The organism is Brooklawnia sp., assembly GCF_049651565.1.
In the GTDB taxonomy this organism is placed as follows: domain Bacteria; phylum Actinomycetota; class Actinomycetes; order Propionibacteriales; family Propionibacteriaceae; genus Brooklawnia.
In genome coordinates, this window is the sequence record NZ_JBASCI010000149.1 from 1 (window position 1) to 12500 (window position 12500).

The following is a 12500-nucleotide window of genomic DNA, read 5'->3' on the forward strand; positions in this document are numbered from 1 at the left end:
CGGCGGGTCGAGGCCAGCCAGTTCCGGATCCCGCAACTGGCCACCGCCACCCTGACCGGCACCACCATCGAGCGGGTATGGCCGCCCGGCAAGCACCTGTTCTGGCTGTGCGACGACCTGGTGCTGCACACCCACCTGCGAATGGACGGCACCTGGCGCATCCACCAGGCGGGCACCAACTGGCGGTTGCCCGCGCACACCGCCCGGATCGTCGTCCAGGTCAGCGGTGGTATCGAACTGGTCGGCCACGACCTCGGGCTGGTCGAACTGTGGCCGGCCGCCGAGTACGACGCCCGCACCGCCCACCTTGGGCCTGACCCGCTGGCCGACGACTGGACCACCGCCGGTCGCTGGCAGCCGACCGGACGCGATGAGGCGGTCCGCCGCCTGCACGCCGCGTCCGACCGTAGCATCGGTGAGGCCCTGCTCGACCAGCGGATCATCGCCGGGCCCGGCAACGAGTACCGGGTCGAGGTCTGCTTCCTGCGCGGGCTGCACCCGGCGTCCCCGGTCGCCGGCACCGACGTGGCCGCAACGGTCGACCTGGTGGCCCGGGTGATGCGCGGCAACCTGGCCAGCCCGGTGCGCACCTTCACCGGCGACCATCGACCGGGCCACACCAGCTTCGTGTTCGGACGCAAGGGCCGGCCCTGCCGCCGCTGCGGTACCCCGGTCGCCGCCGGGACGCTGGGCGGCGCCACCAGCGTCGCCGACCCGCCGGCCGGCCAGGAGCGGGTCATCTGGTGGTGCCCACGCTGCCAACCCCGGAACTGACCAGCGTCGGGAGCTGGTCCCGGGCTCTGGCGAACCCGCGCTTCGGGCAGAATGGGCAGCGACCCGCAGCAGCGCGTCCACCGACTCGCCGCGGCCAGGTATGCCGCCGAAAGGAAGTAACCCGTGTCCATCAACGTGCTCGTCAACCGCAACGGAACCATCGAATCCCGGACGGTGGACACCGGCACTACCGGACTCGACCTGTTCGGCGACGACCGGGCCGTGGTGGCCATGTCGGTGAACGGCACCACGGTCGACCTTGCCGCGCTGCTGAGCGACGGCGATCAGGTCGAACCGGTGCTGGTCACCTCCGAGGAGGGTTTGTCGATCGTCCGGCACTCGGCCGCGCACGTGACCGCGCAGGCCGTGCAGGAGATCTACCCCGACGCCAAGCTGGGCATCGGCCCGCCCATCACCGACGGCTTCTACTACGACTTCAAGATGGACCCGATCGGCCCGGACGACCTGGCCCGGATCGAGAAGAAGATGCAGGCGATCATCAAGGAACGGCAGCGCTTCGTCCGCCGCGAGGTGAGCGACGAAGAGGCGCTGGACGAGGAGGCCAACGAGCCGTTCAAGCTGGAACTGGTCCGCGACAAGGGCGGCGCGTCCGCCGACGACGGCAGCTCGGTCGAGGTCGGCGGCGGCCAGTTGACCATGTACGACAACGTGCGACGCAACGGCGAGGTGGCCTGGACCGACCTGTGCCGCGGCCCGCACGTGCCGCACACCGGCTACATCAACGCGGTCGCCCTGACCCGGACGTCGGCCGCCTACTGGCGCGGCGACCAGCGCAACCCGCAGCTGCAGCGGATCTACGGCACCGCGTGGGCCACCCGCGAAGACCTGAAGGCATACCAGCACCGGCTGGCCGAGGCAGCCAAGCGTGACCACCGCCGGCTGGGCGCCGAACTCGACCTGTTCAGCTTCCATGAGGAGGTCGGCTCCGGCCTGCCGCTGTTCCACCCGAAGGGCGGGGTGATCAAGCGCGAGATGGAGGACTACGTCCGCGCGCGGCACATCGAGGAGGGTTTCGAGTACGTCGGCACCCCGCACATCGCCCGGGAGGAGCTGTTCTACACCTCCGGCCACCTGCCCTATTACGCCGATGTCATGTTCCCCGAGTTGGACGACGACGGCCAGGCCTACCGGCTGAAGGCCATGAACTGCCCGATGCACAACCTGATCTACTCCTCGCGGGGCCGCTCCTACCGGGAACTCCCGCTGCGACTTTTCGAGTTCGGCACCGTCTACCGCAACGAGAAGTCCGGGGTCATCCAGGGCCTGACCCGGGTGCGTTCGATCACCCAGGACGACTCGCACTCCTACTGCACCCCGGAGCAGGCACCCGACGAGATCCGGCACCTGCTGCGGTTCATCCTCAGCCTGCTCAACGACTTCGGCCTGACCGACGTCGCCCTCGAGCTGTCCACCCGCGACGCCGACGGCAAGAAGGCCGACAAGTTCATCGGCTCCGACGAGCAGTGGGCCAAGGCCACCGCGATACTGGCCGAGATCGCCGCCGAGTCGGGCCTGCCGGTGGTGGACGACCCGGGCGGCGCTGCCTACTACGGCCCCAAGATCTCCATCCAGGCCAAGGACGCGATCGGCCGCACCTGGCAGATGTCGACCATCCAGTACGACTTCAACCAGCCCGAACGTTTCAAGCTGGAGTACGTCGCCCCGGACGGCTCGCACCAGCAGCCGGTGATGATCCACTCGGCCAAGTTCGGCTCCATCGAACGGTTCATGGGCGTGCTGATCGAGCACTACGCCGGCGCCTTCCCGGCCTGGCTGGCGCCGGTCCAGGTGGTTGGCATCCCGGTGGCGTCCGGCTTCAACGATTACCTGGACGAGGTGATGGGGCGGCTGCGGGCTTTCGGAATCCGCGCCGAACTGGACGCGTCCGACGACCGGATGCAGAAGAAGATCCGCAACGCCCAGAAGCAGAAGGTCCCGTTCATGCTGATCGCCGGCGAGCAGGACGCCGAGGCTGCAGCGGTGTCGTTCCGGTTCCGGGACGGCTCGCAGCACAACGGCGTCCCGATCGACGAGGCGATCGAGTTCATCACCGGCTGGGTGAACTCCCGCCGCAACGACGACCCGAAGATCGAAGCCTGAGATGACTGAGCCAGACACCCCCGAAATCGTCGAGCCGGACGATCTGGTCGGCGTCCCCGATGCCCTGCAACGGCTGTGGACGCCCTACCGGATGGTCTACATCGACGGCCAGGACAAGCCGACCGACACCAGCGAACGGGAGTGCCCGTTCTGCCGGGCGCCGCGGAGCACCGACCAGGAGTCCCTGATCGTGCATCGCGGCCGGACCGCCTACGTGATCTGCAACCTGTACCCGTACAACCCCGGTCACCTGCTGGTGTGCACCTACCGGCACGTGTCGGCCTTCATCGATCTGAGCGCCGATGAGACCCTCGAGATCGGTCAGCTGACCCAGAAGGCCATCCGGGTGATCCGGCACGTCTCGGCACCCGCCGGGTTCAACCTGGGCATGAACCAGGGGGCGGTGGCCGGAGCCGGCATCGCCGGGCACCTGCACCAGCACATCGTGCCGCGCTGGCAGGGTGACTCGAACTTCCTGCCGGTGATCGGCCGGACCAAGGCGCTGCCGCAGTTCCTGTCCGACACCCGCGACCTGTTCGCCGACGGTTGGACGGACCTGTTCGGGTCAAGCACGTCGGATGGCCTGAATGCTTGAGCGGTTGCGCTCCCGCTGGACCCGGATCATCCTGCCGCTGTGCCGCCTGCTGTTGCGCATCGGGATCAAACCCGACTGGGTGACCTGGGTGGGAACGATCGCCACCGTGGTGGTCAGCCTGGTCTTCCTCCCTCAGGGCTGGCTGTGGCAGGGCGTGCTGGTGCTGCTGCTGTTCATCTTCTCCGACTCACTGGACGGCACGATGGCCCGCGAGTCGGGCCGCAGCTCCACGTGGGGGGCCTTCCTCGACTCCACCCTCGACCGGATCGCCGACGGCGCCATCTTCGCCGGGCTGGCGCTCTACCTGGCCGGGCCGGGGGAGTCGCTGCTGGGCTGCGGGTTGGCCGTGGTGGCGCTGGTCTTCGGCCAGGTCACCTCGTACACCAAGGCCCGCGGCGAGTCGCTGGGCATCCCGGTCAACGGCGGCCTGGCCGGACGAGCCGACCGGCTACTGGTCAGCCTGCTGGGGACCCTGCTGACCGGGCTGGGGGTGTGGTGGGCGCTGCCCGTCGCCATGGGCCTGCTGGCTGCGGCGGGCGCCATCACGGTCGGGCAGCGGATGCACATCGTCCACCGCGCGATCCACGACCCAGACCAATCCGCGGTCGATGAACCACGATGAGTTCCCTGGTCACCCCCGACACCCAGTTGAAGCTGCTGAAGGCGGCCGCCCACGTCCCCAGAGCGGTCTGGTGGCCGCTGGGCCAGCTGGTCAGCCTGGCGCTGGCGGCGCGGCCGCCCAGGCCGCTGCGGCAGTGGGCGCTGAACTACCAGGTCGTCACCGGCCGACCGGCCGGCTTCCGCGAGCGGCGGGCCGCCCAGGCGTCCTGGCTACGTAACACGGTCGGTTCGCTGCAACTGGGACGCTGGAGTGAGCGCCGGATCCTGGACACCATCAGCATCGACCCCCAGGTGAGGCAGCGCGTCCAGCGACTGCACGCCGAACGCGGCCTGGTGATCGCCCTGCCGCACATGGGCAGCTGGGACCTGGTGGGCGCCTACGCCTGCCTGATCGGGTTGCCGGTCACCTCGGTGGCCGAGAAGCTGCCGGCCGGGCAGTTCGAGTACTTCCGTGACCTGCGTGCTGAACTCGGCTTCCAGATCCGGCCCTACGACCAGCCCAACGTGGTGGCCACGCTGTGCGAAGACCTGCGCCGCGGGCGGGTGATCTGCCTGATCGCCGACCGCGACTTCGGACGACGCGGCCTGCCGGTGCGCTGGCCGACCCCGGACGGCGGACGGGACCTCACCCTGCCGGCCGGTCCGGTGGTGATCACCCAGCAGACCGGCGCCGCACTGGTCGGCGCCACCACCACCTTCGAGGGCAATCACCTCAAAGTGGTGGTCAGCGACCAGATTCCGCAGCAGGATGGCCGTGAGGGTGCCGAACGGATGGCCCAGCAACTCGCCGACTTCTTCGCCGCCCGGATCAGCGAGAAGCCCACCGATTGGCACATGATGCAGAAGTTCTTCCCAGGAGTGGTCGCATGAAGGTCGGATTGGTCTGCCCCTACTCGTTCGACCGACCCGGCGGGGTACAGAACCACGTGCTGGGCCTGGCGAGCTGGTTGAAGCAGCAGGGCCACTCGGTCGCCATCCTGGCCCCCGGCGAACCCCCGTCCGGGATGCTGACCAGCTACGGACTGACCGACCGGGAGTACACCACCGGCGGCAAGGCGCTGCCGGTCAAGGCGAACGGTTCGGTCGCCCGGATCAACTTCGGTGTCGGACCGGCCCGGCGGGCGAAGGCCTGGCTGGACGCCGGCGACTTCGACGCGGTGCACCTGCACGAGCCGATGACCCCCAGCCTGTGCATCCTCACACTGTGGCTGACCGACCGGCCGGTGACCGCCACCTTCCACACCAACGCCCCCACCATCAAGGCGGTCAAGCGGTTGAACCAGATGCTGCCGCAGGCGGTCAAGCGGCTCGACTCGGCGATCGCGGTGTCATCGGTGGCCGCCAAGGTTGCCAAGGTACACACCGGGGTGTCGCCGGTGGTGATCGGCAACGGCCTGTGCATCGACGACTACGAACTGGTTCCCACCACCGGACGCTGGCGCGGCGGCGACCGCCCGCGGATCACCTTCCTTGGCCGCTACGAGGAACCCCGCAAGGGTTTCAACGTGCTGACCGCGGCGCTGCCACTGGTGCGGGCCGCGTTCCCCGACATCGAGGTGATCGTGATCGGCCACGGCGGCCGGATGTCGGTGGAGGGGGTCAGGTTCGTCGGCGGGGTCAGCGACGCAGAACGCAACCGCTGGCTGGGCGTCACCGACGTCTATGTCGCCCCCCAGACCGGACGGGAGAGCTTCGGCATCGTGCTGATCGAGGCGATGGCCTGCGGGGCACCAGTGGTGGCGTCGGCACTGCCGGCCTTCATCGAGGTGCTGTCCGACGACGATGGACCGATCGGGCACATCTTCCGCACCGGTAACTCCCACGCGCTGGCCAGGGCGATCATCACCAGCCTGAACGAGCCCCGCGACCTTCGGCTGCAGCGAGGCCGCGACCAGGCCGCCCAGTTCGACTGGTCGGTGATCGGTCCGCAGGTGGTGGCGATGTACCGGCTGGCTGCCGAGAACAGGTACCTGTCGGTCGACGAGGCGCGCGGCCGCCAGCACCGGGGGATGGCTTAGGGTGGAGGCCGTGAATCAGCCCGTCGAGCGGCATGACCAGCAGGTTGTCAGCAACCGGATCTGGACGATTCCGAACGCGCTGAGCTTCCTGCGGCTGGTCGGGGTGCCGTTCTTCTTCGTGCTGATCATCCAGCAGCGCGACATCGCCGCTGTGGTGCTGCTGGCCATCGCCAGCCTGTCCGACCTGCTGGACGGGCGGATCGCCCGGCACTTCAACCAGATGTCCCGGCTCGGGCAGGTACTCGACCCGGCCGCCGACCGGCTCTACATCTTCGCCACCGTGCTGGGGCTGGCGATCCGCGAGATCATCCCGTGGTGGTTGCTGGTGCTGCTGGTCGGACGCGACCTGATGCTCGCCCTGATCGTCCTGCCGGCCCTGCGGACCCGTGGCTACACCACCCTGCCGGTCAACTTCATCGGCAAGGCGGCCACCTTCTGCCTGCTCTATGCGCTGCCGCTGGTGCTGCTGGGGGCCGGGCCCTGGGTGATCTCACCGGCGGCCAAGGTCTTCGGCTGGGCGTTCGCGATCTGGGGTGTCTTCCTGTACTGGTGGGCGGGCCTGATGTACCTGAACCAGACCCACCAGATCCTCAAGGCCCTGCCGCGGCCACAAGAGGCCTGAGCCGATGACCGCGCCGACCTCCACGCAGCGCCGGTCGCCGGACGCGTCCATGGAGTTGCTCAACTCGATCCAGCGCGACACCATCGACCCCGAGTACGCCGCAGCCAGTGCCGGGGGGCAGCCGGGCCGCAGCCGCGCCCCCTTCCTGGTGCTGCTCGTCGGGTTGCTCGCCGGGCTGATGTTCGCCACCTCGGGGCTGCAGGCCGGGCTGGCCGCCGACGATGCCAGCCGCGAACGCAGCGAGCTGATCACCCGGATCGAACAGGCCGAGCAGCGGCTGCAGGAGCTGAACGCCGAGTCCGACCGGCTCAACGCCGAGATCGAGCAACTGGAGGCCGACCAGCTCGGCTCGGCGCACCGGCCCAGCCAGCAGGACCTGGTCTGGTCGGGCAGCGTCGCCGTCACCGGCCCGGGGATCGAACTCAACCTCGAGGACAACCCCCGCGACCCCAACGGCACCATCGTCGACCAGGACCTGCGCCAGATCGTCAACGGGTTGTGGGTGGCCGGCGCAGAGGCCATCACGATCAACGGCCACCGGCTCAGCGCCCGCACCGCGATCCGGCAGGCCGGCGCGGCGATCACCGTCAACTACCGTTCCCTGACCACCCCGTACCACATCCAGGCGATCGGCGACCCGGACGGCCTGGAGTCGGGCTTCATGCAGAGCCCAGGCGGCAGTTGGCTCAACTTCCTGCGCCGCAACTACGGGGTGGGGTCCACCATCCGGCGCAGCACCGAGCTGCGGCTGGGTGCCGACGCCGGGCTGGACGTCGACCGGGCAGGTGTACCGTGACGCGAGACGAAGGAGGCAACAGATGCTGGCGATCATCGGTTTGGTGACAGGCGTGGTGCTGGCGGTGGTCTTCCGGCCCGAACTGCCGTTCTGGCTGCAGCCATACCTGCCCATCATGATCGTCGCCGCGCTGGACGCCCTGGTCGGCGCCGCCCGCGCCAGCCTCGAGCACACCTTCTCCGACAAGGTGTTCGCGGTCTCGTTCATCTCCAATGTGGCCATCGCCGCCGTGATCGTCTGGCTGGGCGACCTGATCGGCGTCGGCTCGCAACTGTCCACCGCGGTGCTGGTGGTGCTGGGGATCCGGATCTTCACCAACGCCGCCGTCATCCGTCGACTGGTGCTGCATGCGTGAGACCCTGCTCAGGCTGCTGCGCCCCAGCCGGTCCCAACTGGCCTGGGCGGTCGCGCTGTGCCTGGTCGGGCTGGCGGTGGTCGTCCAGGTGCAGACCATTCAGGCCGGCGACCGCTATGCCAGCATGCGGCGCGACGACCTCGTCCAGCTTCTCGACGGCCTGACCGAGGAATCGGAGCGGCTAGCCGCCGAGGTGGCCGAACTCGAACGCACCAGGGACGCCTTGCAGTCCGGGGTGGACGCCGACGAGGTCGCCCGGGCCGAGGCCCAGCGCCGCGCCGACGGCCTGGCCATCCTGGCCGGCACCGCCCCGGCGGTCGGTCCGGGTGTGCGGATCACCATCTCGGCGCCCGAGGGACGGATCACCGCCGACCTGATGCTGGACGCCATCCAGGAGCTGCGGGACGCCGGCGCCGAGGTGATCGAGGTGAACGACTCGGTCCGGCTGGTTGCGCAGAGCTGGGTCACCGAGTCGCCGCAAGGTCTGCTGATCGACGACCAACTGATCACCCTGCCGATCGTCATCGAGGCCATCGGCGACTCGCATTCGCTGGCCGAGGGTGCGCGTTTCCGCGGAGGCCTGGTGAGCCAGGTGGAGAGCCAGAAGGTCGGGGGATCGACCGCGATCGAGGAACTCGACCAGGTCAACATCTTCAGCCTGCACCAACCCCGAGCCCCCCGGTATGCCGAGCCCGCATAGCGAACCGGCCGAAGTGGCGATAGCGTGAGCCTGTCAGGAAGCGACGATTTCCAACGGAGGAAGTAATGAGCGAGTTGCCCGACGATCTTCGGTACAGCAGCGAGCACGAATGGGTGCGATCGGACGACTCGAAGGTGGCCCGGATCGGTGTCACCGACTTCGCGACCAGCGAGATGGGCGACATCGTCTACGTCTCGCTGCCCACCGTCGGCTCGACGGTGGTCGCCGGGGACGCCTGCGGCGAACTGGAATCCACCAAGTCGGTGTCCGACCTCTACGCGCCGGTATCGGGCGTGGTGACCTCGGTCAACGAGGCGGTCACCGAGGAACCGGAGTCGATCGGCGAGGACCCGTATGGTGAGGGTTGGCTGTTCGACGTCGAGATGTCCGACCCTGCCGAACTCGACGCCCTGCTGGACGCCGAGGCCTACGCCGAACTCATCGGGGAGTAACGCTGCGTCGGGGGACTGCTCGACTACACTGCACACATCCGCCCTCAAGACAAGGAAGCCTGGGACCATGATCGAATGCAGCAAGTGCGGTCATTCCAACCCCGTGGGCAGTAACTTCTGCTCGAAGTGCGGTAGTGCGTTGGCCCCCACGGCATCCACGTCGGATACCACCCGCGTCATCATCGTGCCCGAGGAGGATCCCCGCACCCTCGAGATCAGCGCCGAGGACGCCGACGCGTTGAGCAGCCTGCCAGCCGGCAATGCGCTGCTCATTGTCACCCGCGGCCCCGACGTCGGTGCCCGGTACCTGCTCGACAAAGAGATCGTCACCGCCGGACGCAGCCCCAAGTCAGATATCTTCCTCGATGACATCACGGTTTCGCGGCACCATGCCGAGTTCGTGATGCGGGAGAGCAAGGTCACCCTGATCGACAAGGGAAGCCTGAACGGCACCTACGTCAACCGGACGCTGGTTGACCAGGCCGCGGTGCTGCGTCCGGGGGATGAGGTGCAGATCGGCAAGTTCCGGATGCTCTTCTTCGTGAGTGAGCACGGGTTGCGTTGATGCCGGCGGCGGCCAAGCGCAGTATCGGACAGGTTCTCCCGTTACTGAAGAGCGAGTTCCCCGACATATCAATCTCCAAGATCCGATTCCTGGAGAGCGAGGGGCTCGTCGCGCCTGAACGGGCCCCGTCCGGATACCGCCGCTACTCCGAGGCCGACGTCGACCGCCTGCGTTACATCCTGCGGATGCAGCGTGACCACTACCTGCCGCTCAAGGTCATCCGGGAGAACCTGGCGCTGATGGACCGCGGCATCGAACCCACCACCGCCGAGGCCCCGGTGCCCGCGCCGGCCGCTCCCGCCCAGCCGGCAACCACTGCCGAACCCGTCGCGCACGGTCGCAACAACGACCGCCCGATGAAGCTCACCCGGCGTGAGCTGTTGCAGGTGAGCGGACTGTCGGAGGCCACCCTGATCGAGCTCGAGCGGCAGCAGATGGTGGTGCCCCGCCGGGGTTCGATCTACTACGGACGCGAGGCCCTCACCATGTGTGTGGTGGCCCGCAAGCTTCAGACCTACGGCATGGACACCCGGCACCTGCGCGCCATCAAGCAGGCAGCCGAACGCGAGGCCTGGCTGGTGGAGCAGGCGGCCCGTCCCCACCTGGTGCGCAGCTCGAACCCGGCCCAGACCATGCACGAGGTCAGCCAGCTGGTGGTGCACGCCCACGCTGCGATGATGTATACGTTGCTCGAAGGGTAAGGGTGATGGCGTGATCGAACTTGACATCATCGGTGTGCGAGTCGAGGTGCCGTCCAACGCTCCGATGCTGCTGTTGAAGGAGTCCGGCGGGCACCGCTACCTGCCGATCTGGATCGGCGCGGCCGAGGCGTCCGCAATCGTCAACGCGCTGGAGGGCATCGTGCCGCCCCGACCGATGACCCACGACCTGATGGCCGACATCCTGACCCAGCTGGGCCACGTCGACCTGGAAGGACGCATCACCAACGTCAATGACGGCACCTTCTTCGCCGAACTGTGGGTCGACGGCACCGTGATCAGCGCCCGGCCCTCCGACCTGGTGGCGCTGGCGCTGCGGGCCGGATTCAAGGTGATGTGCACCCGGGAGCTGATGGATCAAGTAGGGGTTGAGCTTTTCGAGCCTGCCGAGGACGAGGTGGAGAAGTTCCGGGAGTTCCTGGACACCATCACCCCCGACGACTTCGAGCACTGAACTGCCTTGCCAACCCGCGATCAGTCGGCCGGTGGCCGGCTGCGGGCAAGGAAACTGTTGCGTGGCGGTGATTGCCCGGGGCTGAGCGACGACCTAGCGTCTCAACCACCCCGGTGAAGTTACACTGCTGTGGTGAGGAGAGTCGCATGAGCAGTCCGCAGGTTGAGCACCCTGCCAAGGGCGCGCAGGACGCGCTGTTCGACGGCGACTTCGGGCCGCTGCCCGAAGACCTGGGGTTCCGGGGTCCGGTCGCCTGCCAGCTCGCCGGCATCACCTACCGACAACTCGACTACTGGGCCAGGACCGGCCTGGTCACCCCCGAGATCCGGGATGCCGAAGGCTCCGGCACCCAGCGGCTCTACTCGTTCCGCGACATCCTGATGCTGAAGGTGGTCAAGAAGCTGCTCGACGCCGGCATCTCGCTGCAGCAGATCCGCACAGCGATCGACCACCTGCGCCAGCGGGGAGTGCAGGACCTGTCGCAGGTCACCTTGATGAGCGACGGCGTCTCGGTCTACGAGTGCACCACCGACCACGAGGTGGTCGACCTGCTGCGCGGCGGCCAGGGGATGTTCGCCATCGCGCTGGGCGGGGTGTGGCGCGACCTCGAGGGCACCCTGCTGGCGCTGCCGGTCGAGCCGAACCACGAGCAGGCACCCAGCGACGAGTTGTCACGCCGACGGCAACTGCGCCAGGCCAACTGAGCCGACCAACTACGCTGGGGGAGTGTCCTCCTTCGTCAACCGTCACCTCGGCCCCGACCCCAGCCAGCAGCAACGGATGCTCGAGTTCCTCGGACTGACCAGCCTTGCCGAACTGTCCGATCGGGCGATGCCCGAGGCCATCGTTGACCAAGAACTGAACCTGCCGCCCGCGCGCCCCGAGGCCGCTGTTCAGGCGCGGCTCGCCGACCTCGCCAGCCGCAACAATCCCGGCCGGGCGATGATCGGGCTCGGCTACCACGGCACCGTGACCCCGTCGGTCATCCGGCGCAACGTTCTGGAGGACCCGGCCTGGTACACCGCATACACTCCGTACCAGCCCGAGATCAGCCAGGGCCGGCTGGAGATGCTGCTCAACTTCCAGACCGCGGTCACCGACCTCACCGGCCTGCCGATCGCCGGTGCCAGCCTGCTCGACGAGGCCACCGCCGTCGCCGAGGCGGCCGCGATGGCCCGCCGGATCACCAGATCAGGCGAGGTGGTGCTGGCGTCCGCCGACCTGCTGCCGCAGTCGCTGGCGGTGCTGCAGACCCGGATGCGGTCGATGGACATTGAACTAGTGGTCGCCGACGGACCACTGATCGAAGCCGTCGACCTGCCCCGGGCATTCTGCGTGATCGTCCAGACCCCCACCACCAACGGCCGGCTGCAGCCGACCGCAGAACTGGCGGCCCTCGCCGAGGCCGCCCACGCGGTCGGCGCGCAGATGGTGGCCGCGGCCGACCTGCTGGCGCTGACGCTGGTCACCCCGCCGGGCGAGTGGGGAGCCGACATCGCGGTCGGAAGCACGCAACGGTTCGGCGTCCCCCTGTTCTACGGCGGCCCGCACGCCGGCTACATCGCGTCGCGGGTTGGCACCGAACGCCAACTGCCCGGCCGCCTGGTGGGTGTGTCGAAGGACGCCGACGGCGCGCCGGCGCTGCGGCTGGCGCTGCAGACCCGCGAGCAGCACATCCGCCGCGAGAAAGCTTCCTCGAACATCTGTA

At 68.5% G+C, this 12500-nt stretch carries 15 protein-coding genes and 1 pseudogene; all 16 read left to right on the forward strand.

Features of this window, described 5'->3' with window-relative positions; translation table 11 throughout:
• Positions 1–774, forward strand: a 774-nt coding sequence (locus WBL05_RS06995) for a DNA-formamidopyrimidine glycosylase family protein (RefSeq protein WP_424224726.1), incomplete at its 5' end; no start/stop codon positions are given.
• A gap of 123 nt (positions 775–897) precedes the next feature.
• Entirely contained in the window at positions 898–2895 is a 1998-nt protein-coding gene (thrS, locus tag WBL05_RS07000) for a threonine--tRNA ligase (RefSeq protein WP_424224728.1), read from the forward strand.
• Position 2896: 1 nt separating this feature from the next.
• Positions 2897–3490: an HIT family protein gene (locus WBL05_RS07005; protein ID WP_424224729.1), complete on the forward strand. Its 594-nt coding sequence runs from the start codon at positions 2897–2899 to the stop codon at positions 3488–3490.
• Positions 3483–4112: a phosphatidylinositol phosphate synthase gene (gene pgsA / locus WBL05_RS07010; RefSeq protein WP_424224731.1), complete on the forward strand. Its 630-nt coding sequence runs from the start codon at positions 3483–3485 to the stop codon at positions 4110–4112. Before WBL05_RS07005 ends, pgsA begins: the two co-directional genes overlap by 8 nt.
• Positions 4109–4981, forward strand: coding sequence for a hypothetical protein (locus WBL05_RS07015; RefSeq protein ID WP_424224733.1), 873 nt, complete (start codon positions 4109–4111; stop codon positions 4979–4981). Before pgsA ends, WBL05_RS07015 begins: the two co-directional genes overlap by 4 nt.
• A complete protein-coding gene (locus WBL05_RS07020) occupies positions 4978–6129 on the forward strand; it encodes a glycosyltransferase family 4 protein (protein WP_424224735.1) in 1152 nt (383 codons plus the stop codon). The genes WBL05_RS07015 and WBL05_RS07020 overlap by 4 nt, the downstream gene beginning before the upstream one ends.
• Before the next feature lies 1 nt (position 6130).
• Positions 6131–6751, forward strand: coding sequence for a CDP-alcohol phosphatidyltransferase family protein (locus WBL05_RS07025; protein WP_424224737.1), 621 nt, complete (start codon positions 6131–6133; stop codon positions 6749–6751).
• A 4-nt stretch (positions 6752–6755) separates the two neighbouring features.
• Positions 6756–7547, forward strand: coding sequence for a DUF881 domain-containing protein (locus WBL05_RS07030; protein WP_424224739.1), 792 nt, complete (start codon positions 6756–6758; stop codon positions 7545–7547).
• Positions 7548–7569: 22 nt separating this feature from the next.
• Positions 7570–7902 (forward strand): small basic family protein, encoded by a 333-nt coding sequence (locus WBL05_RS07035; RefSeq protein WP_424224741.1) that lies wholly within the window; start codon positions 7570–7572, stop codon positions 7900–7902.
• Positions 7895–8602: a DUF881 domain-containing protein gene (locus WBL05_RS07040; RefSeq protein WP_424224742.1), complete on the forward strand. Its 708-nt coding sequence runs from the start codon at positions 7895–7897 to the stop codon at positions 8600–8602. Before WBL05_RS07035 ends, WBL05_RS07040 begins: the two co-directional genes overlap by 8 nt.
• A gap of 65 nt (positions 8603–8667) precedes the next feature.
• Positions 8668–9054 carry a glycine cleavage system protein GcvH gene (gene gcvH, locus WBL05_RS07045; RefSeq protein ID WP_424224744.1) on the forward strand — a complete coding sequence of 129 codons (387 nt, stop codon included), beginning with the start codon at positions 8668–8670 and terminating at the stop codon, positions 9052–9054.
• Positions 9055–9082: 28 nt separating this feature from the next.
• Positions 9083–9619: an FHA domain-containing protein gene (locus tag WBL05_RS07050; RefSeq protein WP_424224752.1), complete on the forward strand. Its 537-nt coding sequence runs from the start codon at positions 9083–9085 to the stop codon at positions 9617–9619.
• Positions 9619–10320 (forward strand): MerR family transcriptional regulator, encoded by a 702-nt coding sequence (locus tag WBL05_RS07055; RefSeq protein ID WP_424224746.1) that lies wholly within the window; start codon positions 9619–9621, stop codon positions 10318–10320. The genes WBL05_RS07050 and WBL05_RS07055 overlap by 1 nt, the downstream gene beginning before the upstream one ends.
• 10 nt (positions 10321–10330) lie before the next feature.
• Complete coding sequence (locus tag WBL05_RS07060) at positions 10331–10792, forward strand: bifunctional nuclease family protein (protein ID WP_424224748.1); 462 nt, start codon at positions 10331–10333, stop codon at positions 10790–10792.
• 146 nt (positions 10793–10938) lie between these two features.
• Entirely contained in the window at positions 10939–11496 is a 558-nt protein-coding gene (locus WBL05_RS07065; protein ID WP_424224750.1) for a MerR family transcriptional regulator, read from the forward strand.
• Positions 11497–11518: 22 nt separating this feature from the next.
• Positions 11519–12500, forward strand: a pseudogene (locus WBL05_RS07070) (glycine dehydrogenase (aminomethyl-transferring)); the annotation flags it as partial.

Coding starts and splice junctions, on each gene's coding strand:
- WBL05_RS07065 (WP_424224750.1), top strand. CDS start 10,939: ATGAGCAGTCCGCAGGTTGAGCACCCTGCCAAGGGCGCGCAGGACGCG.
- WBL05_RS07020 (WP_424224735.1), top strand. CDS start 4,978: ATGAAGGTCGGATTGGTCTGCCCCTACTCGTTCGACCGACCCGGCGGG.
- pgsA (WP_424224731.1), top strand. CDS start 3,483: ATGCTTGAGCGGTTGCGCTCCCGCTGGACCCGGATCATCCTGCCGCTG.
- WBL05_RS07040 (WP_424224742.1), top strand. CDS start 7,895: ATGCGTGAGACCCTGCTCAGGCTGCTGCGCCCCAGCCGGTCCCAACTG.
- WBL05_RS07055 (WP_424224746.1), top strand. CDS start 9,619: ATGCCGGCGGCGGCCAAGCGCAGTATCGGACAGGTTCTCCCGTTACTG.
- WBL05_RS07015 (WP_424224733.1), top strand. CDS start 4,109: ATGAGTTCCCTGGTCACCCCCGACACCCAGTTGAAGCTGCTGAAGGCG.
- gcvH (WP_424224744.1), top strand. CDS start 8,668: ATGAGCGAGTTGCCCGACGATCTTCGGTACAGCAGCGAGCACGAATGG.
- WBL05_RS07030 (WP_424224739.1), top strand. CDS start 6,756: ATGACCGCGCCGACCTCCACGCAGCGCCGGTCGCCGGACGCGTCCATG.
- WBL05_RS07035 (WP_424224741.1), top strand. CDS start 7,570: ATGCTGGCGATCATCGGTTTGGTGACAGGCGTGGTGCTGGCGGTGGTC.
- WBL05_RS07005 (WP_424224729.1), top strand. CDS start 2,897: ATGACTGAGCCAGACACCCCCGAAATCGTCGAGCCGGACGATCTGGTC.